General features: G+C 71.8%; 26 protein-coding genes. 9 read left to right on the top strand and 17 right to left on the bottom strand.

What is annotated here, in order from left to right; all coding sequences use genetic code 11:
* Positions 1-71: 71 nt before the first annotated feature.
* Entirely contained in the window at positions 72-1,292 is a 1,221-nt protein-coding gene (nhaA, locus tag E1281_RS18385) for a Na+/H+ antiporter NhaA (RefSeq protein WP_347813292.1), read from the bottom strand.
* 111 nt (positions 1,293-1,403) lie between these two features.
* Positions 1,404-1,574 carry a hypothetical protein gene (locus E1281_RS40340; RefSeq protein WP_165958991.1) on the bottom strand — a complete coding sequence of 57 codons (171 nt, stop codon included), beginning with the start codon at positions 1,572-1,574 and terminating at the stop codon, positions 1,404-1,406.
* A gap of 140 nt (positions 1,575-1,714) precedes the next feature.
* Between E1281_RS40340 and E1281_RS18380 the strand changes: the two genes are divergently transcribed.
* Genes E1281_RS18380 through E1281_RS18370 form a run of 3 tightly spaced genes read left to right on the top strand, consistent with a single transcriptional unit; the run spans position 1,715 to position 3,875 of the window.
* Positions 1,715-2,437 carry an AraC family transcriptional regulator gene (locus E1281_RS18380; protein WP_131879788.1) on the top strand — a complete coding sequence of 241 codons (723 nt, stop codon included), beginning with the start codon at positions 1,715-1,717 and terminating at the stop codon, positions 2,435-2,437.
* A 57-nt stretch (positions 2,438-2,494) separates the two neighbouring features.
* Positions 2,495-3,310 carry an alpha/beta hydrolase gene (locus tag E1281_RS18375; protein ID WP_131879786.1) on the top strand — a complete coding sequence of 272 codons (816 nt, stop codon included), beginning with the start codon at positions 2,495-2,497 and terminating at the stop codon, positions 3,308-3,310.
* A 1-nt stretch (position 3,311) separates the two neighbouring features.
* Entirely contained in the window at positions 3,312-3,875 is a 564-nt protein-coding gene (locus E1281_RS18370) for a dihydrofolate reductase family protein (protein ID WP_131879784.1), read from the top strand.
* An 80-nt stretch (positions 3,876-3,955) separates the two neighbouring features.
* Here E1281_RS18370 and E1281_RS18365 read toward each other — a convergent pair whose 3' ends face one another.
* Both E1281_RS18365 and E1281_RS18360 read right to left on the bottom strand, forming a co-directional pair.
* Positions 3,956-4,441, bottom strand: coding sequence for an SRPBCC family protein (locus E1281_RS18365; protein WP_131879782.1), 486 nt, complete (start codon positions 4,439-4,441; stop codon positions 3,956-3,958).
* Positions 4,438-4,803 carry a metalloregulator ArsR/SmtB family transcription factor gene (locus tag E1281_RS18360; RefSeq protein WP_207943343.1) on the bottom strand — a complete coding sequence of 122 codons (366 nt, stop codon included), beginning with the start codon at positions 4,801-4,803 and terminating at the stop codon, positions 4,438-4,440. The genes E1281_RS18365 and E1281_RS18360 overlap by 4 nt, the downstream gene beginning before the upstream one ends.
* 226 nt (positions 4,804-5,029) lie before the next feature.
* Between E1281_RS18360 and E1281_RS18355 the strand changes: the two genes are divergently transcribed.
* Positions 5,030-5,422 (top strand): hypothetical protein, encoded by a 393-nt coding sequence (locus E1281_RS18355; RefSeq protein ID WP_131879778.1) that lies wholly within the window; start codon positions 5,030-5,032, stop codon positions 5,420-5,422.
* 238 nt (positions 5,423-5,660) lie between these two features.
* Here the strand turns inward: E1281_RS18355 and E1281_RS18350 are convergent, their stop codons facing one another.
* From E1281_RS18350 to E1281_RS18335, 4 genes are all read right to left on the bottom strand, one after another.
* Positions 5,661-7,130 carry a DUF6297 family protein gene (locus E1281_RS18350; protein WP_243717086.1) on the bottom strand — a complete coding sequence of 490 codons (1,470 nt, stop codon included), beginning with the start codon at positions 7,128-7,130 and terminating at the stop codon, positions 5,661-5,663.
* Positions 7,127-7,708 carry a heme ABC exporter ATP-binding protein CcmA gene (gene ccmA, locus E1281_RS18345; protein ID WP_279433625.1) on the bottom strand — a complete coding sequence of 194 codons (582 nt, stop codon included), beginning with the start codon at positions 7,706-7,708 and terminating at the stop codon, positions 7,127-7,129. The genes E1281_RS18350 and ccmA overlap by 4 nt, the downstream gene beginning before the upstream one ends.
* A 208-nt stretch (positions 7,709-7,916) precedes the next feature.
* Entirely contained in the window at positions 7,917-8,105 is a 189-nt protein-coding gene (locus tag E1281_RS18340; RefSeq protein ID WP_131879775.1) for a DUF397 domain-containing protein, read from the bottom strand.
* On the bottom strand, positions 8,096-8,896 hold the full coding sequence (locus tag E1281_RS18335) for a helix-turn-helix transcriptional regulator (RefSeq protein ID WP_131879773.1): 801 nt from the start codon (positions 8,894-8,896) through the stop codon (positions 8,096-8,098). Before E1281_RS18335 ends, E1281_RS18340 begins: the two co-directional genes overlap by 10 nt.
* 104 nt (positions 8,897-9,000) lie before the next feature.
* Here E1281_RS18335 and E1281_RS18330 point away from each other — a divergent pair, with 104 nt between their 5' ends.
* From E1281_RS18330 to E1281_RS18320, 3 genes are all read left to right on the top strand, one after another.
* Entirely contained in the window at positions 9,001-9,426 is a 426-nt protein-coding gene (locus E1281_RS18330) for an ATP-binding protein (protein WP_165958990.1), read from the top strand.
* A gap of 156 nt (positions 9,427-9,582) precedes the next feature.
* Complete coding sequence (locus E1281_RS18325) at positions 9,583-10,167, top strand: Uma2 family endonuclease (RefSeq protein WP_131879769.1); 585 nt, start codon at positions 9,583-9,585, stop codon at positions 10,165-10,167.
* A 143-nt stretch (positions 10,168-10,310) separates the two neighbouring features.
* Positions 10,311-10,697 (top strand): hypothetical protein, encoded by a 387-nt coding sequence (locus E1281_RS18320; protein ID WP_131879767.1) that lies wholly within the window; start codon positions 10,311-10,313, stop codon positions 10,695-10,697.
* A gap of 606 nt (positions 10,698-11,303) precedes the next feature.
* Here E1281_RS18320 and E1281_RS18310 read toward each other — a convergent pair.
* Positions 11,304-11,675, bottom strand: coding sequence for a CrcB family protein (locus E1281_RS18310; protein WP_131879765.1), 372 nt, complete (start codon positions 11,673-11,675; stop codon positions 11,304-11,306).
* Positions 11,672-12,121 carry a CrcB family protein gene (locus tag E1281_RS18305; RefSeq protein WP_131879763.1) on the bottom strand — a complete coding sequence of 150 codons (450 nt, stop codon included), beginning with the start codon at positions 12,119-12,121 and terminating at the stop codon, positions 11,672-11,674. The genes E1281_RS18310 and E1281_RS18305 overlap by 4 nt, the downstream gene beginning before the upstream one ends.
* 240 nt (positions 12,122-12,361) lie before the next feature.
* Here E1281_RS18305 and E1281_RS18300 point away from each other — a divergent pair, with 240 nt between their 5' ends.
* A complete protein-coding gene (locus E1281_RS18300) occupies positions 12,362-13,270 on the top strand; it encodes a Rieske 2Fe-2S domain-containing protein (protein ID WP_131879761.1) in 909 nt (302 codons plus the stop codon).
* Here E1281_RS18300 and E1281_RS40335 read toward each other — a convergent pair whose 3' ends face one another.
* The 7 genes from E1281_RS40335 to E1281_RS18265 all read right to left on the bottom strand — a co-directional run bounded on the left by E1281_RS40335 (position 13,271) and on the right by E1281_RS18265 (position 23,378).
* Positions 13,271-15,787 (bottom strand): CehA/McbA family metallohydrolase, encoded by a 2,517-nt coding sequence (locus E1281_RS40335; RefSeq protein ID WP_165958988.1) that lies wholly within the window; start codon positions 15,785-15,787, stop codon positions 13,271-13,273.
* Positions 15,784-17,253 carry an APC family permease gene (locus E1281_RS18290; RefSeq protein ID WP_165958987.1) on the bottom strand — a complete coding sequence of 490 codons (1,470 nt, stop codon included), beginning with the start codon at positions 17,251-17,253 and terminating at the stop codon, positions 15,784-15,786. Before E1281_RS18290 ends, E1281_RS40335 begins: the two co-directional genes overlap by 4 nt.
* Before the next feature lie 148 nt (positions 17,254-17,401).
* Positions 17,402-18,895 (bottom strand): PucR family transcriptional regulator, encoded by a 1,494-nt coding sequence (locus E1281_RS18285; RefSeq protein WP_131879757.1) that lies wholly within the window; start codon positions 18,893-18,895, stop codon positions 17,402-17,404.
* A 46-nt stretch (positions 18,896-18,941) separates the two neighbouring features.
* Positions 18,942-19,301 (bottom strand): cupin domain-containing protein, encoded by a 360-nt coding sequence (locus tag E1281_RS18280; RefSeq protein ID WP_131879755.1) that lies wholly within the window; start codon positions 19,299-19,301, stop codon positions 18,942-18,944.
* Entirely contained in the window at positions 19,298-20,905 is a 1,608-nt protein-coding gene (locus tag E1281_RS18275; protein WP_131879753.1) for a N,N-dimethylformamidase beta subunit family domain-containing protein, read from the bottom strand. Before E1281_RS18275 ends, E1281_RS18280 begins: the two co-directional genes overlap by 4 nt.
* Positions 20,906-20,908: 3 nt before the next feature.
* A complete protein-coding gene (gene speB / locus E1281_RS18270) occupies positions 20,909-21,883 on the bottom strand; it encodes an agmatinase (RefSeq protein WP_131879751.1) in 975 nt (324 codons plus the stop codon).
* 49 nt (positions 21,884-21,932) lie between these two features.
* Entirely contained in the window at positions 21,933-23,378 is a 1,446-nt protein-coding gene (locus E1281_RS18265; RefSeq protein WP_131879749.1) for an aminobutyraldehyde dehydrogenase, read from the bottom strand.
* Between the two features lie 331 nt (positions 23,379-23,709).
* Here E1281_RS18265 and E1281_RS18260 point away from each other — a divergent pair, with 331 nt between their 5' ends.
* Positions 23,710-24,693 (top strand): substrate-binding domain-containing protein, encoded by a 984-nt coding sequence (locus E1281_RS18260; protein ID WP_207943342.1) that lies wholly within the window; start codon positions 23,710-23,712, stop codon positions 24,691-24,693.
* Positions 24,694-24,784: the final 91 nt, after the last annotated feature.

The following is a 24,784-nucleotide window of genomic DNA, read 5'->3' as shown; positions in this document are numbered from 1 at the left end:
TCCTCCCCCTCCGCCCGCCCGAACCCGGCGGCCCCAAGGAGGCGACGTGATCGATCCGCGCCCGTCCGGTCTCAGACGGCCGCCGTCGTCGGCTGGTCGGTGGGGCGCGGACTCCGCCGGAGACGGCGGTTGCGGACGCTCAGGATCAGCACCGCCAGCAGCGACGCCAGGAACGAGGCCAGCAGGATGGCGCCCTTGGCATCGGTGAGTCGGCCGGCGTCGGTGTAGGACAGTTCGGCGATCAGCAGCGAGACCGTGAAGCCGATACCGCCCAGAGCGCCGATGCCCGCGATGTCGCTCCAGGTCAGATCGGGGTTGAGGTGGGCGCTGGTGAAGCGGGCGGCGAGCCAGGAGGCGCCCAGGATGCCGAGGATCTTGCCGCCGACCAGTCCGGCCAGCACGCCCCAGGTGACGGCGCTGGTCCAGAAGCCGGTGGCTCCCGACAGAGAGATCCCGGCGGCCATCAGCGCGAAGACCGGCAGCGCGATCCCCGACGACAGCGGCCGCAGCGCCTCCTCGGCCCGGTGCGAGGGCGACGCCGTCTCCCCCGCACGCCGGTGGGTGCGCATCAGCAGGCCCATGGCCACTCCGGCGATGGTGGCGTGCACGCCGGAAGCATGCATCAGCGCCCAGATCGCCAGCGCCGGCGGCCCGAACAGCAGCCACCCCGGCACCGCCGCCCGGACCCGCAGGACGAAACGGTCGCGGCCGTTCTGCAGGTAGCCGAACACGGCCAGGCCCAGCACGGCCACCGCCAGCGCGCCCAGGCTGAGGCCGGTCGTGTAGGCGATGGCGATGACGATCACCGCGCACATGTCGTCGACGGTCGCCAGCGTCAGCAGGAACGTCCGCAGCGCCGCGGGCAGGTGCCGTCCGACCACGGCGAGGACGGCCAGCGCGAACGCGATGTCGGTGGCCATCGGGATGCCCCAGCCGTTCATCGCCCCGCCGGACGCGCCGGCGGTGAACGCCAGGAACACCAGCGCGGGGACCACCACGCCGCCGAACGCGGCCACGATCGGCAGCGCCGCTCGCCGGGGATCGCGCAGTTCCCCGTGGACCAGTTCGTGCTTGAGTTCGTTGCCGACGATGAAGAAGAACACGGCCAGCAGCCCGTCGGCCGCCCACGCCTGGACGCTCAGGTCCAGGTGCAGGCCGGCGGGGCCGAAGCTGAACGAGCGGACGGCGTCGTACGAGCCGGCCAGCGGCGAGTTGGCCCAGAGCAGCGCGATCAGGGCGGCGCCGATCAGCAGCACGCCGCTGACGGTGTCCGAACGCAGGGCAGCAGTCACCCGGGTAAGGGCGTACATCAGCGAAGATCTCCAGAAGGGGACGAACGGCAGGCTGGCGAGCGCCGGGTCCGAGGGCCCGGCGGGCGGGTGCTTCCGCGTGCGGCGGTCGGCTCAGCCGGCTTCCGGTGGACTGACGCAGGCGATCGTGCCCCACCTGCTGACGTAGCCGTTCGTGCCGTTCGGGCGGTGCTCCAGCGTCCGCAACGGCCGTGCATGCCACTCCCGCAGGACGGCGAGGGTCAGGCGAAGGCGTAGATCGTCCACGACGCCCCCCGTTTCCATGCACGTGACCTGCGGTTCCCGTCAACTCTAACAACGCGCGGCACGTCAGCATTTCCTGGGGTAGGCGTCGCTTTGGGGTGATCTGTCTTGATCGAGGAGTCGGTAGCATCGACGAGACGTTGCCTGGGGGAGCGTGCCGTATGCCGATCGAGAGCGAGCATCGGGAGTCCGATTCGCCGTACGTCGCGCGGGTGTGGCGCGGGTACGCGAGTGCGTCGGGGACGCTGACGTCGGTGGCGACGTCCCATTGGGAACTCGTCTTCTGGAGGTATCAGGGCGTCCTGCACGCCGCCGTCCGGGGGCCGGAGACGTCGGCGTCGACCGCGAGGCTGATCGGTGAGTCCGAGTCGTTCGGCATCCTGTTCGCGCACGGGACGTCGATGCCGCACCTGCCGGTCCCGAAGCTCGTCGACGCCGAGGTCGAGAGCCCCCACGTCGACGGGCGCCGCTTCGTCCTGCGGGGCGAGGAATGGGCGCTGCCCGGGTTCGACACGGCGGAGGACTTCGTCGGGAGGCTGGTGCGCGAGGGCGTGCTCAGGCGCGATCCGCTCGTCGACGACGTCGTGCGGGGAGGCGTCCCCGAGGTCGGCGCGCGGTCCGTGGAGCGGCGCGTCGCCTCCGCCACGGGCCTGACGCAGGGCGCGATAAGGCAGATCGACCGGGCCCGGCACGCCGCCGTCCTGCTCGGGGAGGGACATCCGTCCCTGGAGGTCGTGCACCGGCTCGGCTACTACGACCAGCCGCATATGGCGAGGTCGCTGCAGCGGTTCATCGGCCGCACGGCGACGCAGTTGCAGAAGCCCGATGACGCCGGCGAACCCCTGTCGCTTCTGTACAAGATCGAGGGGGACGAGCGTTTCTAGGGTCGGTGTTCGTCGCCCACCGCGGCGCCCGTAACGACCGTAGAAAGGTGTGACCTGATGCCGGAGGGCACTGTCACCTCGGCCGATGGCACCACCATCGCCTACACCACCTGGGGCGACGGCGACCTCGTCGTCCTGATCGACGGCGCGACCGCCTACCGTGCCACGACCCCCGAGAACGCCGAGACGGCGGAGCTGCTCAAGGACGAGTTCCAGGTGATCAGCTTCGACCGGCGCGGACGCGGCGAGAGCGGGGACACCGCCCCCTACGCCGTCGAGCGCGAGTTCGAGGATCTCGCCGCCGTCATCGAGCAGGCGGGCGGGGGGCGTCCGGCCACGCTGTACGGCTGGTCGTCCGGCGGGTTGCTCGCCCTCAACGCCGTCCAGGCCGGTCTCGCCGCCGCGCGCCTGGTGCTGTGGGAGCCGCCGGTCATCGTCGACGACGCGCATCCGCCGCTCCCGGCCGACTATGTCGAGCGCCTCGACGCGGCGGTGGCCGAAGGACGGCCCGGGGACGCCGTGGCCCTGTTCATGACCGCCACCGCCGGTATGCCCGAGGAGGCCGTCGACGAGGTGCGCGGCGCCGACTTCTGGCCGGGCCTGGAGGCGATCGCGCCGACGATCGCCTACGACGGCCGCAACGTCGGGGACACCATGTCCGGCAAGCCGCTCCGCGCCGACCTCTGGAACAAGGTCCGCGTGCCCATGCTCGTGCTCCACGGCACCGACACGTGGCCGCACCTCGCCGCGGGCGCGAAGGCGGTGGCCGCGCATCTGCCGACCGCCACGCTGAAGGCGGTCCCGGGCGAGAACCACAGCACGACCGCAGACGTCCTCGCGCCCGCGCTGCGCGACTTCATCCGGGGAGCCTGACATGGGAAAGATCGTGGTGACGGAGTTCATCTCCATGGACGGCGTCGTCGAGGCGCCCGGCGGCGAGGACTTCAAGTATCCGAACTGGAGCTTCGCCTTCGACCGCGGGGACGACGGCGAGCAGTTCAAGACCGACGAGGCGGTGGCGGCCGCCGCGCTGCTGCTGGGCCGCGCGACCTACGAGGGCTTCGCCTCCGCGTGGCCGGCGGAGGAGGGCGAGCTGGCCGACAAGTACAACGGCATGCCGAAGTACGTCGTCTCCAGCACGCTCACCGATCCTGCCTGGAACAACACCACGGTGCTCTCGGGCGACCTGACCAAGGAGGTCACCCGGCTCAGGAAGGACGTCGACGGCGAGATCTCCGTCGCGGGCAGCATCCGGCTCGCCCAGAGCCTGCTCGCCGCCGATCTGGTCGACGAGATCCGCCTCATGTGGTTCCCCGTGCTCCTCGGTCACGGCCGCAAGCTCTGGACGGAGACATCCGACAAGACCACCTGGGCGCTGACCGAGTCGAGAACCTACGGGGACGGCATCCTCGTCACCATCCACCAGCGCGCCCGCTGACCGCCCGGCCCGGTCCCGCGCACCATTGACCGGCGCGCCGGGTGCGGCGGCCGGTCAATGACGGTGTCGCTCGTCCGCGCTCACATCCCGGCGACGAGGGCGTCGAGCTTGGCGTAGCCCTGCTCGACCCCGGTCTCCATGCCGCTGGCGATCCACTGGTCGCGGCTCTCGAAGCTGTCGACGAGCGACTGGGCGTGCAGCCGGGTGCGGCCGCCGCCGAGGTCCTCGAACCGCACCGTCTCCAGGGCGACGTTGTCGGAGTGGCCGTCGAACGTGAAGGTCTGGACGATCCGGTCCTCGCCGATCTCGTGGAACGAGCCGTAGAAGCCGTACTCCTCGCCGCCGGCCGCGGAGACGTAGCGCCAGCGCCCGCCCGTCGTGGCGTCCCACGCGATGATCTTGGTCTCCATGCCGTCCGGGCCGACCCAGCGGGCGAACAGCTCGGGGTCGGTGTGGGCCCGCATGAGCTGCGCGGGCGTGGCGTCGAAGTCCCGCGTCATGCGGATGACCGGCACGGTCGGGTCGGCTTCGATCGAGACCTGGTAGCGGCCGGTGCTCGCGTTCATGATGCTTCTCCCTGCTGTGGGTTTCGTGTGGGCCGGACGCCGTCCTGCATCTCGGCGAGGACGGCGTCCAGGCGCTCATAGCGCTCCTGGGCCTGCCGGCGGTAACGGTCGATCCACTTCGTCATCAGGTCGAAGACCTCCGCTTCGAGGTGGCACGGCCGCCGCTGGGCGTCCCTTGTCCGGCTCACCAGGCCGGCCTCGCCCAGCACCTTGATGTGCTTTGACACCGCCTGGACGGAGACGTCGTAGGGCTCGGCCAGCTCGCCGACGGTGGCGTCCCCCGCGGCGAGCCGGGCGACGATCCCGCGCCTCGTCGGGTCGGCGAGTGCCGCGAAGACTCGGGACAGCTGGTCGTCCACCACCGGTACTCCTTATTCAACTGTTCGGTTTAGTAAGAGCCTATGTCCGGCTGTCCCAAGACGTCAACCCTCTGGTTGAACAACGAGGTGGAGTGGCCGGTGGACCTTGGCGCGGTCGGCTTGAGCCGGGTCATTCGGCCTTGACCGAAGGACGCCCTCGAATCCGTCGACGCGGACCGAACATGGTCTTTCGACACCGTTCGTCACACCCACGATCAGGGGGGCAGGCATGATCCTCAAAAGAGCGATACCACGCGCGTCCGTGGCCGTCGGCGGTGCGCTCCTGCTGATGTCCGCGCTGCAAGGACCAGCCCTCGCGGATGTGCGGATGAACGTCGTCGGCGGATACGGGATCTGGCAGGCCGATCCCGAGGAGGGGCGCCCCGGCGACGCCATCCGCGCCTGCGACGACACGGCCGACGGACTGGGAATCACGGTCCATCTCTACTGGTCAGGTGGCGGTCACCGCTACGTCACCACACGAGGGCACCGTTCCCCGTACTGCACCCCCTGGAGCCAGGGGTCGGGCAACCTCCCCGAAGGGCTGGAGGTGGAAGTGCACGTCCTGACGGTCAAGGGAGGCAGGGTCTACGACCGGGTCATCCGCGACTTCCATGCCTGATGCCTGGTCGGCCGAGCCGGGGGGCATCGCAGGCGAAGGCCAGCGGAGGGGCGGCGTCCCCCGGGCCCGCCCCTCCGCTCCCCTCCACACGCAATGGTGCCCATACCCAGGCGCTCTTGCGACGTTCTTTACCCAAACCGAGGGCCCCAGTTTTCGCTCCGAGCTCGACGGATGAGCCCGAGTACCCACCAGGTGGGACGTAACGGGCATCGGTCACCGGGACCGGGCGCAGCCGCGCCTACCCGCCTCTCGGGACCGCGCAGTAGGCCGCCAGCACCGCCGCGCCGCACACCGACTGGGCCGCGAGCAAGGGGCCGCTCACCCCGCCGGCGAAGGCCGCCAACGCCGGAAGGCAGCCCAGAACGGCGATGTCGGCACCGGCCACCGCCCACAGCGCCGGGCCCAGGGGCACCGCCCCGAACGGCGATTCGACGACGGGCATCGTGTGCTCGATCGGGCGGCGCCGTGCCAGCCGGAGGGCGCCCGCCGCCAGCGCCGGTGCGCACAGCGGACCGAGCAGCCAGAAGGGGCCGGTGGCCGAGGCGTCCAGCCCGGCCAGCGCGAGGGTCAGCCAGGAGCCGCCGAGCAGCGTGGGCAGCACCGCACGGGCCGCGAGGAGTGCGCGCGGACCGGCGCCCAGCAGCCGCGCCAGTGCCGCGTCCCCGGCGTCCCGGCGCGCTCCCGCGGTGCCCGCCGAGGCGACCGCGAGCGCGCCCGCGGCGAGAACGACCAGCGCTCCCGCCGTCCCGCCGCCCGCCCGAGCGGCGAGCACGGGCAGCGCGGCCGCCGCCGCGATAAGCGCGAGCCGTCCGGGACGCCGCGCCAGCCGCCGCCAGTCCAGCCAGGCCACCGCCGCCGCCCCGCGCAGCCGCGGCGGCCACGCGCGCGACCGCAGCACCCGCGACCGCCAGTGGGCGTCCTCGGCGATCCAGGTCAGCGCGCCCGGGTCCAGGACGAGCGCGTTCGCCGCGTCCCCCGTCCGGGTCGACGCGTCGAGGACGGCGCTGGCCGGCATGTGCCGGACGGCCGCCCAGAACCGCCCGGCGAGGACGGCGGCCACCACCGCCGACGCGCACGCCGCCCCCGCCCAGGCCGCCGGGGGAGCGGACGCGATGCCGGAGAGCACCCCCTGCCCCGGCCCCAGGCTCATGACCGCCGCCGCGACCGCCGCGACCACCAGGACGACGAGGACCGCGACCAGCCGACCGCCCCAGGGCGGCGACGCCTGCGCCAGGACGGCCGTCGCCATCCCGCCCAGCGTCCACGACGTCCCCAGTACCACGGCCGCGACCAGCCGCAGCGGCAGCGCGTCCGGTGCGCCGAGCGCGCTCAGCAGCGCCAGGCCGACGGCGGCCCCGGCGACGGCGCTCACCACGGCCAGGATCAGCAGCGTCCGGGCCAGCACGCTCCGGCGCGCCAGCGGCGAGAGCACCAGCCACGCCGCGTCCGCGGCCGACACCGCCACCGGCCCGAGCGTGCGCGCGAGGGCCAGCGCCCCGGCCAGCAGCAGAGCGATCAGCGCCAGGCCCGCGCCCGCCCGGCCGGGGTCGACATCGCGGGGGACGGCCGACACCGCGCGGCCGACGGCCGGGGACGCCACCACCACCAGCAGGCCGGCGCCCAGCAGGGCGATGTACCGATCCGACCAGGTGCGGCGGCCGCGCCCCCGCGCCCGCACGAACGTCCGGACCTCCGCCGCCCCGGTCACGCGGCCGCAGCCAGCGTGACGTGCCGGGCGCCCTCGGCGAACCGCGGATCGTGCGTCGCCATCACCACCGCGCCGCCGTCCGCGGCGTACTCGGCGAGCAGCCTCGCGAACCGTTCCCGGAACGCCGCGTCGAGCCCGCGCTCCGGTTCGTCCAGCAGCAGCAACCGGCTCGGCCGCAGCAGCGCCATGGCCAGGGACAGCCGCTGGCGCTGCCCGGTCGACAGCGACGACGGCGCCCGGTCGGCGCAACCGGCCAGCTCGAACAGCTCCAGGCCCGCCCGCACCTCCAGCCGTCCGGGGCCGTGCACCGCGCGCATCAACTCCAGGTGCTCCCGGACGGTCAGCCCCGGATACCAGGCGGGCTCGTCGCCGACCAGGACGACGTCCCGCCAGAACTCCGGAGAATCAACCGGCGGACGGCCCAGGACTCCCACGCTGCCCGCGGCCCGCTGCAACCCCGCGAGGCAGCGCAGCAAGGTCGTCTTCCCGGCACCGTTGGCACCGACAACGGCGACCACGTCCCCAGGCGCGACCGTGAGATCGACCCCCCGCAACACCGGAACGCCACCCAACTCCACACCCGCGCCACGGACCACGACGACCGATTCACCCACCACCCCACCCTAGAACCGACCCCGACCAGCCAGTCCGCACTACCAGGTTCTGACCAACTGGCCCAGTTGGTGGGCGACTCCCGGCCTGGCCAGGAGGGCGGACGATCAGCATGCGGGGCTCCGGCCGGCCGCTCATGGTTATCGCCGACCTGTGGGGGGTGTTGCTGGACGGTCAGTGTGTTTTGGCGGCGGGCTGGACGGCCGTCCGCAGGGCGGCGCGGGTCAGCAGGAGGACGGGCCCGCCCGGGTCCTTGCTGTCCCGCACCGCCACCGCGCCGGGGAGTCCGGCCAGTTCGACGCAGTTGCCGCCGTTTTCGCCACTGTGGCTTGCCTTGCGCCAGGTGGCGTTGCTCAGGTCCATTTCTCCAATGCCTCTCTGATCATGTCCCGGGACATGTCTTCGGGGAGGGCCCTCGCTCGCAACTCTCGGAGCGTTTCGGAGAGCTTGGCGAGGTCCGAGGGGGTGTCGGTCGTGATGCCTCGTACCGTCGTCTCCATGTAGGCGACCTCGCTCCGGTCCTCCATGGTAGCCACCACGAACGCGCCGCCCGTGCCCGCCGGACGCCCATTGTTGCGGACGATCTGGATGGTGACATTGGGTAGCTCACTGAGGGCCAGCAGGCGCTCGAACTGTTCACGCATCACCTCAGGCGAGCCCACCAGGTGGCCGAGTACCTTCTCGCTCAGCAGCGCGGTGAGCACCGTGGGAGGCGCGTCCTCGCGAGTGAGGATGGATTGGCGCGCCATGCGGGCTTCCACGGCCTCCTCCGAGGTGAGGAATTGGCGGGCGTAGGCCGGAGTCTGGAGTAGCCCAGGAACGATGGTGTGTTCCCACGTGACCAGTTCATCGGCTTCGGATTCTGTCTGGGGCCAGTCGAACCAGATGGGAACCGGGTGGCCGTCCCTGTTGAGGTCCTCCCACAGGCTGATGAGCGAGTTGCCGGCCTCCAGGTAGTCGTCCACGAGTTCCACGAAGGTTCGCGTCGCGCGCTTCTTGCCACCCTCGATCCGGCTGACTTGGGCGGGACTCACTTTCGTCAGATGGGCGATCGTCTCCTGCTTGATCTCCTTGGCCTCCCGCAGCCGCCGCATCTGGCGTCCGAATGCGACGAGGGCGGGGGACTCATCGGGACGCTGGCGTCGTACGGCCATGGCCACTTACCTCTCTCGGTAACTTGCACATACGCCTCTCGCTATGCCGCTCCGTTCCACTTAGCGGACGCATGCCGATCGTAGCTCCGATAGTGGCTGAATGTGTGCTGTACGCCACAGACAGTGAGGAGACGATCATGGGCGAGGCGGCGACGGGCGAGATGGTGGTGAAGCAGGACTTCGAGGTCGTGGGGGAGGTGCGCCGCTTCGTGCGGCTGGTGTCGGGTCAGTGGGGCATGGACGACTTCGCGCCGTGCCTGGTGGCGAGCGAGCTGGTGACCAACGCCCTGCGGTACGCGTCAGAAGAGGACGGCGACGTGACACTGCGCCTGGGCCGTACCGAAGACGGCGCGCTGTGGATGGAGGTCCAGGACGCCACATGCGAACTCCCCCACGTCCGGCAACCCGACATGATCACCGAGGTCGGCCGCGGCCTACTGATCGTGGAGCAGTTGGCCCGCTGCTGGGGCGTCCGCCCCCTGGCGAACAACGCGGGCAAGATTGTCTTCGCCGTCATAGACCGCTCATGAACCCCAGCGGAGGGGCGGCACTCCCAGCCTCCCTCCGCTCCCTCACACTGACCGCAAGCCTTCGGCGGCAGACCCGGTCATGAGAGGCCCAGGAAGACGTGCTGAAGGTACTCTGAGCTAGTAACCGCACCCACACAACCGGAGGCGCGACGAGCCATGCACGCGCTGACTCTCCCCTTGCCGTCCGGTGACAACTGGACTCGGGCGGACTACGAGGCGCTTCCCGAAGACCTCCCGGTACGCGTGAGCCTCATCCACGGAGAACTTGTCGTGAGCCCACGGCCCCGCCCGATCCATCAGCGCATCGCGCGGCGTCTGGCGACTCGCATCGAGGACGCCGCTCCCGACGCCTGGCAGGTCGACACCGACGTGGACGTCCTCCTAAGCGATGACGAGGTCGAGCCGGTCGAGATCGCTCCCGACATCGTCGTGTACTCCGCCGCCCATGACGTCTACGAACGTCCCATTCCCGCCGAGCTGGTGACGCTCGTCGCCGAGGTGGTGTCGCCGTCCACCAAGCGCAAGGACCGGCGGATGCAGCCGGCCCTGTACGCGGAGGCACGGATCCGGCACTACTGGCGGGTGGAGACCGACCAGACCGCGCCCGCGTTCGCCGTCTACACCTATGAGCTGGACGACGCCACGGGCGGATACGTCGCAACCGGCGTCCACCACGACCGCATCACCGCCACCCTGCCCTTCGACCTCGACATCGAGCTGAAGGCCGTCCGCAACCGCTGACACCCGAACCGTCCGCAAGGCATCGGGACCGGATGTGTCCTCGGGGATTCGCTACTTTGACACCCGCTGGGGAAGCGGTGTGCCGAGCGGGTGGAGTGCAGCCGTCTGGCCTCCCCGGGTGACGGCACAGGCAAGGTGGTCGTATGAGATTCGGCAGTGGTCGCCGCAAGCGTCGCGAACGGTCCGCAGATACCAGTGAGCTGCTGAGTGCGAAGCTCCAGGAAGTCCAGAAGAAGCACGACGAGCTGCTTGTGGAACTGGCAGAAGCTCAGCGGAAGGTTGCTGATTCCGGTTCAACCCGCCGGCAGTTTGAAGACCAGCTGAAGGCTCTGCAAGGGCGTCCCGAGGCTGAAGGCATCGCAGAAGGCTACGAGCAGGCGATGGTGAGCGAAAAGAAACTGATCAGCTATGAGAGCGAGGTGCGGAAGAAGCTGGACACGATGGATGACCTCGCCCCGCAGCCGCGTCTCGACGCCGAGCAGCTCCGCACCGGCGCGACGCAATTCGTCTCGAGTGGGATGGTGGCGTGATTCCGCACGGGAGAGCCGACCAATAATTGCAAGGATTACTTGTGGTGGAATGGCGTGTGTTGAGCCGCGCCGAGCTTGTGGAACTGGTGCGGAGGTTGCGTGGGCTCGAATGGTCGTGGCAGAGGCCCGGCGGGGACGTGTCAGGGCTTGCGGGTCACCGCGGCCAGGCCGGTGAAGAACCCGCGGATCTGCTCCGGGCGCGGTACGGGACCGCGCCGGACTCGGCGTAGGCGCGCATGGACTCCACGAGCGGCGGGTGGGTGTCGTCGGCCTCGGCGATGGCGAAATGGGAGCCGGACGGCAGCGCGTCGACGAGGGTGGCGACGATGTCGCGGGCCCGCTCGTAGGGTCGAGGTGGCCGAGGACCCCCATCAGCATCAGCGCGATCGGCCGGTCGAAGTCCAGTCTCTGCCGCGCGGACTACAGGACCTCGTCCGGCCGGTGCAGGTCGGCGTCCACGTAGGCGGTCGCCCCCTGCGGGCTGCGGAACGCGGAGCGGCCCGAGTGGCTGACCTCCACGTTCATCTCCGGCGTGAAGCACCTGCCGGTCGAGTTCGACCGGCCCGGACACTCGCGAGCTGACGGCCCGCCCCTCGCTCCGGGCCGTCAGGAGATCACGGCCTGGGCCAGGGCCATGCCGCCGTAGGCGGCGCCCAGCCCGGCCGCGATCGAGGCGGCCGTGTTGAGCGTCGCGTAGGTGCGGGCGTCGTTCTGGACGAGCCGGATCGTCTCGTACCCGAACGTGGAGTAGGTGGTCAGCGCGCCGCAGAACCCGGTTCCGGCCAGCGCCATGATCCCGTGCCCGGCGGGTGCGGCGGCCAGGAAGCCCAGCAGTGCCGAGCCGCAGGTGTTGACGGTGAAGGTGCCCCAGGGAAACGGGCTGCCGTGGCGGGACTGCACCATTCGGTCGGCCAGGTAGCGCAGAGGCGCGCCCACCGCCGCCCCCAGCGCGACCAGCAGCACGGTCGTCGCGCTCACCGGCGCCCCTCCAAGCCCCGTCCCTCCAGACTCGTGCGGTCGGTGCCGCGGACGTGGACCGCCGTGCGCACTACCCGGACCCCGGCCCAGGTCGCCGCCAGCCCGGCAGCCAAGGTCGCCGCCAGGTAGGCCAGCGCGGTCCGGGGCTCGCCGACCTGGATCGCCTGCTGCGCCTCGACGATGTGCGTGGAGAAGGTGGTGTAGCCGCCCAGCACCCCCACTCCGAGGAACGGCCGGGCCAGCCGGTGCGCCCGCCACACCTCGGTGACGGCCACCATCAGCGCCCCGATCAGCAGGCACCCGGAGACGTTGATGATGAACGTGGCCCAAGCGAACGCGCCGGGGTCGGACGGCAGCGCGGCGGTGACGGCGTAGCGGGCCAGCGCGCCGATGACGGCCCCGGCCGAGATCGCCGCCAGCGTCGAAGCAGTGTGGTGTTCGGGCATGGAGTCTCCCTACCGGCATGACGGTCGTCATCAGGTAGGGACTGTTGGCGCCGCGCCCGGAGAACCGGGCGCGGGTCACGGTTATCCCGCCCAGAGGGACGGGAACGGCGAGCCCCACCACCGCGGCCCCGGAACGCACCCCGGAGCCTCCACCACCATACCGACCGGGGTGGCCGGTTTCGGGAGGGGTTTGGCGGATAGGACGCGGGCGTATGGATTCGTGCCCTGGGGGGAGACGTCATGAGCGTGCCGCAGAAGGCGGCGCTTCGGCTGGAGAAGGCGGAGGCGCTGGACAAGGTCGCCAAGCCGAGCAGTTCGATGGTCAAGCGGGTGGTCCGGCCGAAGGTCGTCCGGAACCTGCTCAGCGGGACCAATCTGGGACATCCGTTGCATCCGATGCTCACCGACGTGCCGATCGGCGCGTGGACCATGGCCGGGCTGCTGGACGCCGTCGGGGGCCGGGAGGCCGAGCCGGCGGCCGACCTGCTGGTGACGGCCGGCATCGCCGCGGCCGTGCCCACCGCCCTCACCGGGGCGAACGACTGGTCCGACACGCTCGGGGGCGAGCGGCGGGTCGGGCTGGTCCACGCCGCCGCCAACTCCGCCGCGCTGATGCTGTACGCGGCGTCCCTCGCCGCGCGCAGGCGCGGTGACCGCGGCAAGGGCAAGGCCCTGGGGTTCGCCGGGCTCGGGGTGATGGCGGCCAGCGCCTACCTCGGCGGTCACCTGTCCTTCTCCAGGGGCGTCAACGTCAACCGCACCGCGTGGCTGGAAGGCCCGGAGGAGTGGACGCCGGTCCTGGCGGACGCCGAACTGCCCGAAGGCGCGCACCGCACGGCGGCCGCGGACGGCGTGCGGGTCCTGCTCCACCGGATGGACGGCAAGGTGTACGCCCTGGCCAACACGTGCAGCCACATGGGCGGCCCGCTCGGCGAGGGGACGATCGAGGACGGCTGCGTCACCTGCCCGTGGCATGGCAGCACGTTCCGGTTCGGCGACGGCGGCATCGAACGCGGCCCGGCCAGCTCGCCGCAGCCCTTCTACGAGACGCGGGTCCAGAGCGGGCGCATCGAGATCCGCGCCCCTCGGCCGGACGAGCCCGGGGAGAGGGCCGGGCAACACGCCCACCGGGGCGTCGTCAGAGCTTGATCACCCGCTCTCCGGGCGATCCCGGGCGGGGAGGCGCTGGAGAAGCGTCCGCCTGGCCTCCGCCAAGGGGGCGAGGAGGAAGCCGACGTGGTCGCAGGCCCCGTGGCGGTGGTCCGCCGGGCCGGGCCAGGTGGTCCTGGCGCGGCCGCGGACGTGCTCCTCGACGCCGTCGACGAGGTGCAGCATCTCGGTGAGGACGCCCTCGTCGGTGCGCTCGTAGGCGTCCCCGGCCGCCAGGTAGACCGGGGACGTGTGCGCCATGATCGGGCGCTCCCAGACGTCCTTGTGCCGGGCGACGCCGTCGCCGGGGCCGTAGCAGCGGGCGGCGACCCACGACGACTCCCCGAGGGGCAGGTCGAAGTCGAGCGAGCCCGTCTCGGTGGGGACGGGCCAGGTCCGTGACTCCACGACGGAGCCGTTGACGACGATCTCCAGGCGGTCGACGGGGAAGATCGAGTGGAAGGCCGCGGTGCCCTGGACGGTGCGGCCGGGGGCGCCGGTGAGGACGGCGCCGGGCGCGGCCCCGTCCACGGAGAGGCGCAGGTGCGGGCCGCTGGTGACGACGGTGTCGCCCGACCGGACGGCGGCGCACCACTCCCAGTAGTCCATGGTCGCCGGGTCCGCGACCCTGGCGTAGGTGCGGACGAGGCCGATCGGCACCTCGCTGCTCATCTTGTCGGTGCCGCCGACCAGGGTCAGGCGGTACCCGGCGTTGAGATAGCGGTAGTACTGGGCGATGTTGTAGTCGTCGTAGGCGATCATCTCGACGCCGTCGAGCCTGCCGGTGGCGATCAGGGCGGCGGCCTCCCCGTTGGGGACGGGGAAGTGCGCGAGGACGACCGTCCCGCCCTGGGCGTGGCACTCGTCGGCCCACCGGGCGAGCGTGGTCTCCAGGCCGCCGCCCAGATCCGACTCCTCGGCGCCGCCCGTGGTCCAGGGGCGGATCTGCTCGCGCAGGCCGAGCAGGTTGATGTGGCCCAGCATCGCGGTCCGGTTCTCCTGGCCGGCGAAGACGTGGGTCGTCCCGTCCGCGGAGGTGTGCGGGCGGCCGGTGAAGTCCTCGGTGTTGGTGTAGAGGTGGCCCCACTGGCTCATCAGGAGGTTCGTCACCCGTACGCCCTCGCCGCGGGCCTCCAGCTCGGCGCCGTGGGTGGAGACGAAGTGGACGTGGGTGTCCCCGGCCGCGTAGCCGTCCGCCTCGGGGTCGTGGAACGGCGTGAGGCGCAGGTCGAGCGTCCGCTGGCCGGGGCGGATCGTCAGCTCCTCGCGGAGCGGCACGTAGTCGAAGCCGCGGGCGGCCTCCACGATGACCCGCCCGTGCGGGAGCCAGCCCTCGAACTCGCCGTCGACGTAGGCGTAGGTGCGCTGGCCCAGGCGGACGTCACCGCCGATGTCGAGGTTCCAGGTGTTGCCGTCGGAGTTGATGTGCGCGTGGTGCCCGTGGGGCGCGAGCGGGATCCCCTCGGGCGTGTGGAAGTGGAGGCGGCAGGCGAGCGGTTCGCCGGTCGCGTCGTCCACGACCGTGCCCTTGATCCAGGCCCGTCCGGGGTCGGGCAGGTGCCACTCGGTGCCGTCCGCGGTGACGGTCCGGCCCCGGTCGAGGATGTCGCCCCAGGTGAAGCTGGCCTTCGTGGTGCCGCCGACCTCCAGCGAGACGGTCGCGGACGGTGTCGCGGCGACCCTGACGTAGCCGCTGCGGGGGTTGGTCGCGCCGCCCCAGGCGGGCGGGGACGGCCGACTGCCGTCGTCGACCGTGCGGTAGGCGTAGGTGGCGGTGCCGCGGTCGACGACCACCGCCACGTCCTCGTCCACGGAGCCGTCGGCGAGCGAGAAGACCAGCTCGCGGGACACCGTCCGGCCGAACGGGTCCTCCGGCAGGCCGCCGAGCGTGACCGCGCCGATCAGCACCGGCGGTCCGGCGGAGGCGACCTCGATCGCGGCGACCCGGCGCTCGGGGTGCGGGTTGCGCCACGGCCACAGGTAGAAGCGGTACGGCAGCACGTACGGGGTGCGGGCCTGCGGATCGTCGATGTCGACGAACCTGGCGCCCGCCGCGTCGTAGCGCCCGCACGTGCGGTGCATCAGGCGGTGCTGCGCGTCGGGCAGCGCGAGGAAGGGGGTCTGGCCCCAGTCGAGCGGGATCGGGCGCCCCTGCCACAGCCGCGGGCTGGGCCCGATCTCGAACCGCTGCCGGACGGGGATCGTCTCCGTGCCGCCGTCCGCGTACCGGAGCGTGTACCGGACGACGGTCTCGCCGACCGGGGCGCCCTCGAACAGGCCGGGCTCCTCGAGCGCATGCGCGACGATGATCCAGTGGCAGTCCGCGTCGACCGGGATCGCGGTGTCACCGGTGACCCGCAGCAGGGACGCGCCTTCCAGGTCGTCGCCGAAGCGGAACGGCAGCCCGTAGAGCCGCCGCTCCCCGGTGAACGTCGCGTCCACGTCGTCGAGCAGTGTCATCGGCGCGTTCCATGACCCGGTGAGGTCCAGCGCCCGGTAGCCGCGTTCCCAGGTCATGTCCGCCCTGCCGGGACGGCGGGCTCGTCCGCCGCCTCGTCGAAGTTCGTCTCCGCGAGCTTCGAATACCGCCGCGGGTCCCGCGACCGCAGCGACCCCGCCGCCGCGATGCCCGCCGCGAACGCGATCACGAGCAGCCCGAGCAGCACCGCGTTGGTCGCCGTGCCCGCACCGGTCAGGAGCGAAACGTTGGCGATGGCCAGGCCCAGGATCAGGCAGAGGGCGGCGAAGCTGAGGCCCGGGGCGATCAGCGAGCGCCACAGCCCGCTCTCCGGAGCCTTCCGCCGGAGGAAGGAGATCACGGCGAGGCAGCACAGCGCCCACAGCGCGATGATCCCCAAGAAGCCGATCGCGCTGCCCCAGAGCAGCAGTTCGAGGTAGGGGTCGAGGCCGAACACCGCCCACGCCACGATGACGACCGTCGCCAGCAGGGACTGCACGGCGCCGGCCACGTGCGGGGAGCGCCTGCGCGGGTGGGTGCGCCCGAGGGCGGCGGGCACGAGCCCCTCGCGGCCCAGCGCGAACATGTACCGGTTCGCCGCGTTGTGCAGCGCCAGCAGCGCCGCGAACGCGCTCGTGAGCAGCAGGATCTCCATCACCGAGGTGATGGGGCCGGTGGTGTACCGGTCGAAGATCCCGGTGACGAGGCCGGCGGTGTCCTGCTCGGCCGCCGCGCCGACGCCGCCCGCGCCGATCGCGTGGACGATCGTCCAGGTGATGAACGCGTAGAACACCGCGATGAACGCGACCGCCGTGTAGGTCGCGCGCCGGACCGTCCGGATGCCGCCGCGCGCCTCCTCGCTGAAGATCGCCGTGGACTCGAAGCCCATGAAGGCGCCGAACACCAGCGCGAACATCGCCGCGTTGGACGGCGTGAGCACCGTCTCCGGGGAGAAGGAGGTGAACGACGTCTCGCCCGCGCCGCCCTTGGCGATCACGTAGCCGGCCATCACCACGAGCACCGCGATCTCAAGGACGAGCAGGACCCCGAGGATCTTCGCGCTGGTGTGGATGCCGAGGAAGCCGAGCCACGCCACCAGCACGATCGCCACCAGCGCGAACACCCACCACGGGAGGGACGTGCCGGTGTACTTCTCGAAGGAGTCGGCGCCGTAGAGGCCGAGCGCCCCGTAGGTGCTGATCTGCAGGCCGTTGTAGGCGAGCATCGCCAGCGTCGCCGCCCCGGACCCCATCGGCTTGCCGAGGCCCCGGGCGATCGTCGCGTAGAACGCCCCCGCGTTGCGGACGTACCTGCTCATCGTCATGAATCCGACCGCGAAGAGCGCCATGACGCCGCCCGCCACGAGATAGCCGCCCGGAACGGCGGCTCCGCCCTTCAGAAAATGCAGCGGTGCCACGGCGACGATCAGGGTCAGGGGTGCCAGGGCAGCCAGGACCGTGAAGACGAGATCTTTCGTCCCCATCGCGTTGGCAGCCAGACGGTCGGTGCCTGGGGTTGTCGACATGGCCATTCCCCTCCGGGAGTCAACGGGAGCCCGTTGCGCCAAGTTATGCAGCGGCCGAGGGCGGCAGAAGTGGACGTTCAACCCCAGCGAGTCCGCCATGTTGTACGAATCGTCCCGGGTGGCCAGGAGGTGGACATGGTGTGGGGCGTCAGCGGGCCCGGCTCCGCCATCGCAGGGCGAACCACAGCTCCATGCGGACGTCCGGGTCGGTCAGGTCCAGGCCCAGGAGCCGGGTGATCTGGCGAATCCGGTGCCGGACGGTGTTGCGGTGCACGCCGAGGTCGACCGCCGTCCTGTCCCAGTTGCCGTGGTGCGCCAGCCAGCTTCGCAGCGTGCCGAGCAGCAGGCCGGAGTCCTTGGACGGGGCGGAATCGAGGGCCGCCAGGAGCCGGTCGGCATGGCGCGACGCCTGGCCCGGATCCAGGAGCGCCATCACGCCGTGGAGTTCGGCCCCGGCGACCACGGCCCGGCCCTGGATGCGGGCGCCGTCGAGGGCGGAACCGGCCTCGCCCCACGCGGGGTCGAGGTCCGCGGCGGGATGCGGGCGGCTGATCCCGGCCAGGAACCCCGCTTCGTCCAGCAGCCGCCGCAGGTCGTCGACGGAACCGCCGCCGGCCTCGTCGTCTCCGGCGGCCGGGACGATCGCGGTGAAGGCGTCGCCGTCCTGGTCGACGAACGGCGTGCCGAGCAGCGCGGACAGCCGCTGGATGATCGTCTCCCGGGAGCCCGGCGGCTCGCCGAGCACGCCGCGGACGACGCGCCACGGCACGTCCTCGGGCAGGTCGAGCGGGTCGGCGAGGACGTGCGCGAGCGTGGGAAGCCGCAGCAGGCCGGACACCACGGCGGCGCCGAGCGCCTCGGGCGAGCCCGTGGCGGACGGGGCGGTGAACAACAGCGAGAGCGCCGAGGCGGCGACGCCGACGACGCCCCGGTCGGCGACCGTGAACGGGCGGCGCCGGGCGACGGCCATCGCGTACCCGGCCGGGGCCGGGCCGAGCAGCCGCTGGATCTCGATGTGCTCCCCGGCGGTGGACAGCGCCGCGCTCGTCGGCGCCCTGCTCTCGCAGGCGCGGTCCAGCGCCCGCGCGACCTCGGCGTCCCGCCGGACGGGCCCGACGGACCAGGTCCGGCCGCGGTTGCGGTCCACGACCAGGACCCAGCCGTCGAGGAGTTCGGCCAGGCGCTCGACCACGGCCTTGAGCGGCCCGGCTCCGGCGGCCGCCCGGATCAGCACCGCCTGGCCGTCCGACAGGTGCTTCAGGTCGCGGGTCTCGGCGCGGACCAGCTCGCCGTGGTGCAGCTCGACGATCGAGGCGAACGGCACCTGCGGCGGCACCTCCAGGAGGGCCATGCCGAGCTCGTCGCACGCGGCGACGAGTTCCGGCGGCACGGCGTCGAAGACCGGCGTCACCCCGAACCCGAGCGCGACGACCCCCGCCTCGGTCAGCCGCCGCACGTACTCGCGGCTCTCGCCGGGACGGAAGCCGGTCCCGGCGAGCAGGAGCAGCTCCCCGCCGCGCAGGAACGGCGACGGGTCGGCCAGCTCGCTGACATGCACCCAGCGCACCCACCGGCCGGACGGGTCGGTGGTTCCCAGCGGCCGCAGGGACAGCCGGTTCACGAAAAGGCGAAGGGGGACCACGATGCCACCGTAAGGGCGGGACGGTTAGCGCCGGGTAATGACCGGTTCAGCGGGTGACAGCCACGAAGACCTTGCTCGTGGGCTCGATTGTCACCCAGTCGCCGCGGAATCCCTGCGGGATGAAGAACGCCTCGCCGGCGCCGAATTCCGCACGCCCGCCGTCCAGGTCGACGACCGCGACCCGGCCGCTGAGCAGCACGCAGATCTCGTCGTAGGGCCAGGGATCGATGCGTACCGCCCCCGGCTCTCCGGTCCAGTATCCGCCCGAGTACTCCCGGGCGGGCCCGCCGTAGGCGAGGTATTCCGTCTCTGTCCATTCCGGAGAGAGCAGCTCGTACCCCTCGATGGGGGGAACCGTCGCCACTCCGGTTTCCGGGGAGAGGCGGACGACATCGGTGATTGTCATGAAAGGAACCTGTCGAGAACGTTGCGGACGATGCGGTCGACATAGGGGTCGCCCACGTGGAGCGCGTACGGCCATTCCGTCGAACCGCCGTTGAAGACCTCCCCGCGGCCCCGCGTGAACGCCGCGACCATTCCGGCGCCGCGCATCTCGCCCTCGTGGACGTAGTCGGGCAGGTCGTCGCCGAGCTCGCGGTTGTAGGCGTACACCTCCTCCTCGGGCCCGCCGATGGGCAGCAGGCCGCCGAACCGGTCCTCCTCGCCGCGGACCGCCGGGGTCATCGCGAGGATCTCCAGCGTCTCCGGCGCGCCGTCCTCGAACGTCGGGTACGGGAGGCCGCGCCGGAACGTGTACTCCACCGAGTCCACCTCGAACGCGGCCAGGAAGGTGGGGGCGGCGCCGAGCTGGTCGCCGTAGTACAGGTCCGTCCCCGCGAAGGCCCAGTGGTGCGGACGGTAGACGGTGAACCCGCCCGACGACCTCGGGGTGGCGACCCCGTAGCGCGTGTAGATGCCGCCCAGCCCGTTCAGCCCGATCGTGGAGGCTCCCGGCCGGCCGACGGACTTGGCCTCCCACACCGTGGTCGCCGTCCGCGGCGACCGGGCGGCGTCCGGGTCGAGGGACGGCAGCCGGTAGCAGAACTGCGTGGTCAGGTCGTCGCTCAGCCGCACCTGCCACTGGTAGTTGCCGCCGAACCGCGCGAGACCGCCGCCGCCGTCCACGAACCGGTCGACGGCGTCGCGCATCTCCCAACTCCAGTACTCGTCGTGGCCCACCACGACCACGCAGCGGTAGGGGTCGAGCACCGATTCGTCGACGTGCAGGTCGTGCTGGGTGAGGTAGTCCAGCTCGTAGCCGTTCCGCTCGGCCCACCGGACGAACAGCCGCTCGTAGGTCGCCCAGAAAGCGTCGGCGTGGTGGCGGCTGTAGCCGTTCAGGCGCGCCCACTCGTAGGACGCGTACCGGGGCGCGCCGTTCATCGGCAGCGTGAGGTGGTTCGCCTCGCGCGGCGCCCCCGCGGGCTTGCGGATCATCCCGCGGGCGATCGGCCGCCGGGTCGACGACAGCGGGCTGCCCTCGTCCTCGCGCGGGTCGTCGCCCAGCCCGCGGTAGTGGTTGGCGCCGCCCCAGTCGTTGTAGGCGAGCATGGTCCCGGTGGTGAGGACGATCGCCGCCTTCGGCCGCCGCCCGGGAGCGGCCTTGACCACGAAGAAGTGCTCGCGCTCCCAGACCTCGCCGTCGCTCAGCACCGCGCGGACCGTGACGATGTAGAAGCCCGGACGCCAGTCGTCCGGCACGTCCAGCCTGAGCCCGGCGGGCCAGTCGCAGCCCCGGGCGTAGGCGTCGGCGGGCGCCTCGAAGCGGCCGGCCGTGACGTCTTCGCGCTTCCACACCGTCTCTGGGGCCAGGCCGTCACGGGTGATCTCGACGGTGAAGGCCGGCACGCTCGCGCTCAGGTGGAAGGTGACGGTCTCGCCGGGGAAGTAGGAGAAGCGGTCGGTGTAGCACCACACCTCCTCGGCGTCCGGGTCGGCGTAGGCGTGCTCCGACGGCCACTCCCTCGGCGACCACACGAAGGCGGGTTTGGCGTTGTGCGCGTTCTCCACTGCTCACTCCTCGTTCGGCGCGGAGTCCCCGGCGCGGCCGGCCGCGAGCACGCTCAGCAGCTCGTACCCCACGTGAGCTGCGGCGATACCGGTGATCTCGGCGTGGTCGTAGGCCGGGGCGACCTCGACGATGTCGGCGCCGACGATGTTCGCGCCGGCCAGGCCCCGCAGCGTGACCAGCAGTTCCCGGCTGGTCAGGCCGCCCGCCTCGGGGGTCCCGGTGCCGGGCGCGTGGGCCGGGTCCAGGACGTCGATGTCGACCGACACGTACACCGGCCGGTCGCCGAGCCGGGCCCGCATCCGCTCGACGGCGGCGGCCGTCCCGCCGGTCTCGTAGTCGTCGGCGCGGACGATCTGGAACCCGAGCACGCCGTCGTCCGCCAGGTCCTCCCGCGAGTACAAGGGGCCGCGGATCCCGACGTGCATGCAGTGCGCCGGATCCAGCAGGCCCTCCTCGCCGGCCCTGCGGAACGGCGTGCCGTGCGTGTACGGGGCGCCGAAGTAGGTGTCCCAGGTGTCCAGGTGCGCGTCGAAGTGCAGGACCGCGATCGGGCCGTGGTCGCGGTGCAGCGACCGGAGCAGCGGCAGCGCGATCGTGTGGTCGCCGCCGATCGTCAGGAGCTTGGCGCCGTCGGCGCGCAACTCGTCCGACCGCCGCTCGATGGTGCGGATCGCGTCCTCGATGTCGAACGGGTTCACGCCCATGTCGCCCGCGTCGGCGACCTGCTGGAGGCCGAACGGCTCGACGTCGAGCGGCGGATGGTACGGCCGCAGCAGCTTCGAGGACGCGCGGACGTGGCCGGGGCCGAACCGCGCCCCCGGCCGGTAGGAGACCCCGGTGTCGAACGGCACGCCCACGATCGCCACGTCCACGTCGCCGACCTGGTCGGTTCGCGGCAGCCGGGCGAACGTGTCCGGTCCGCCGTACCGGGGGACCTTCGTCGCGTCCACCGGACCGGTCCTCGGTGCGTCCGTCATCGGGCGGGCCTCCAAGCGCGAGGGGGGACGGGACGGTTCGCTCGGCGCGTCATCCGGACTCCTCGCCGAGCGCCGACAGGACGTGCTTGACGCGGGTGTACTCCTCGACGGAGTAGAGCGAGAGGTCGTTGCCGTAGCCCGATTGCTTGACGCCGCCGTGCGGCATCTCGTGGACCGGCGGCAGGTGGCAGTTGACGCCGACGTGACCGGCGTCGATGGCGCCCGAGAGGCGCAGCGCCCGTGCGTGGTCGCGCGTCCACACGCTGGACGCGAGGCCGTACGGCGAGTCGTTGGCCTGCCGGATCGCGTCGGCCTCGCCCCTGAACGTCTGCACGGTGACGACCGGCCCGAAGATCTCGGTCCGGCTGAGCTCGTCCGCCGCGGTGACCCCGTCCACCACCGTCGGGCGGTAGAAGTAGCCGGTCCCGCCCGCGTCCTCGCCGCCGGTCAGCACCCGCGCGTGCGACGGCGCCCGCGCGACGAGCCCGCCGACGTGGGCGAGCTGGCTTGGGTTGTTGACCGGCGGGATGTACAGCCTGCCGTCGTCGGCCTCGTCCGGTGCCAGGCCCACCTCGCGCACCTGCCGGACGAGCGCGTCCACGAACGCGTCGTGCGCCTCCTCCGCCACGATCACCCGGGTCGCGGCGGTGCAGTCCTGCCCGGCGTTGAAGTACCCGGCGAACCCGGCCCCCGCGGCGGCGGCCTCGATGTCGGCGTCCCCGAAGACCACGACCGGCGCGTTGCCGCCCAGCTCCAGGTGGGCGCGCTTGACGGTGTCGGCCGCGGACCGGGCGACGGCCCGGCCCGCCGCGGTGCTCCCGGTGATCGACACCATCGCCGGGACGGGATGCGCGGCCAGTGCCGCACCGGTCTCCCGGTCGCCGCACACGACGTTGAACACGCCCGGCGGCAGGATCCCGGCGAAGAGGCCCGCCAGGAACACCGCGCTGGCCGGGGTGGTGTCCGACGGCTTGAGCACGATCGTGTTCCCCGCGGCCAGGGCCGGACCGAACTTCCAGACCGCCATCATCGCCGGGTAGTTCCACGGCGCGATCGCCCCGACGACCCCGACCGGTTCGCGGCGGACGGACGAGGAGTGCCCCCGCACGTACTCCGCCGTCGCCTTCCCCTCCAGCATCCGGGCCGCCCCCGCGAAGAACCGGAGCTGGTCGACGATCGGCACGACCTCCTCCCGCATGGTCAGCGCCGGCGGCTTGCCGGTGTCGCGGCACTCGACCTCGACCAATTCGTCCGCGTGCCGCTCGATCGCGTCCGCCATGCGGAGCAGGTGGGCCATCCGCTCGCCGGGAGTCGTCCGCCGCCATCCGGCGAACGCCCGCTCCGCCGCCGCGCAGGCCCGGTCGACGTCCTCCGGACCCGACCGCGGCGCCGTGGCGTAGACCTCGCCGGACGCGGGGTCGACGATCTCCATCCGGCCGCCGTCCGCCGCCGGGACGAACTCGCCGTCGACGAAGTTCCGCAGCTTGCCGCTCATCACGCGCCCCCTGGATCACCGAGACGCCGCACGTCTGCGGCGCTCCGCGGTCATGTTAGGAAGCCGTCTCCACCGGCCGCGTAGTACGAATCGGCCCGACGGGCCCGGCCGCTTGTGCAGTCCGGACAAGGCGCTGTGGCACCGCGCCGCGCGACCGCTGAGGACCTGGAGGGGTGTGGCGTCCACGCATCCGCGTCTCGCCGGTGAGTGCGCTGGTCAGACCGCCTTGCCGGGCTTTGGCGCTCATATGAGCAAACGGATACGCATATGTTGCGATCCGGTGAACTGGGCTTTTACGGTGTGACCCGCAACACGAACCCGGGAGGGCGACATGCGAAGGATGTTCTTGATCGGGGCGATGGCGGCGCTCGTCACCGCGGCCTCGGCCTGTTCGGTGTCCACCGACCCGTCCGGCTCGGGCGGCGGCGGGGACGACGACGGCAAGGTGGTGATCGGCTTCAGCCAGGTCACCCAGCAGTCACCGTTCTACGTCGAGCTCAAGAAGGGCGCGCAGCAGGCCGCCGACAAGGCGGGCGCCGAGCTGCTGTTCTCGGACGCCAACGGCGACGTGACCAAGCAGAACAACGACATCCAGGATCTGATCACCCGCGGCGTGGACATCCTGCTGATCAACCCGGTCGACCCCAAGGGCGTCGCCGCCGGGATCGCGGCGGCGGAGTCCGGCGGGATTCCGGTGATCACGCTGGACCGGCCGGTGCCCTCGGGCGCCAAGGCCCATGTCGGGCGCGACAACGTGAAGATGGGCCGGCTGGTCGGCGAGCGGGTGGCCAAGGCACTCGGATCCGCGGGCGGGAAGGTCATCGAGATCCCGGGCGACGCCGGAGGCGCGGTGTCCCGGGACCGCGGCGAGGGATTCCGGCAGGGCGTCAAGCCCAATCCGAAGATCAAGATCGTCAAGGGCCCGTACAGCGACTACATCCGCGCCAAGTCGGTCAGCGCCATGCAGGACCTTCTGCAGGCCAACCCGGATGTGAAGGCCGTCTACGCGCACAACGACGACATGGCGGTCGGCGCGCTGCAGGTGCTGCGGGAGGACGGCCGGGACGACGTCAAGGTCGCCGGGGTGGACGGCCTCATGGAGGCGGTGAAGGCCATCGCCGACGGGGGGCAGTACGTCGCCACCGCGCTCAACGATCCGCTCGGCATGGGCACGCTGGCCGTGCAGACCGCGATGAAGGTCGACAAGGGGGAGAAGGTGCCCGAGTACGTGGATGCCGGTACCGCCCTCGTCGACCCGTCCAACGCGTCGAAGCACGTCGGCGACACCGTGTTCGCCCAAGCCTCCTCTTCCTGACCGCTTTCCAGCCAGAAAGGACCATCGTGCCCGAGAAGATGCTTGCGGCCGTGATGCATGCGCCCGGTGACATCCGCGTCGAGGAGGTGCC

This window comes from Actinomadura sp. KC345, assembly GCF_004348515.1.
Lineage (GTDB): Bacteria > Actinomycetota > Actinomycetes > Streptosporangiales > Streptosporangiaceae > Spirillospora.
This window is presented reverse-complemented; position numbering and strand designations above follow the sequence as displayed.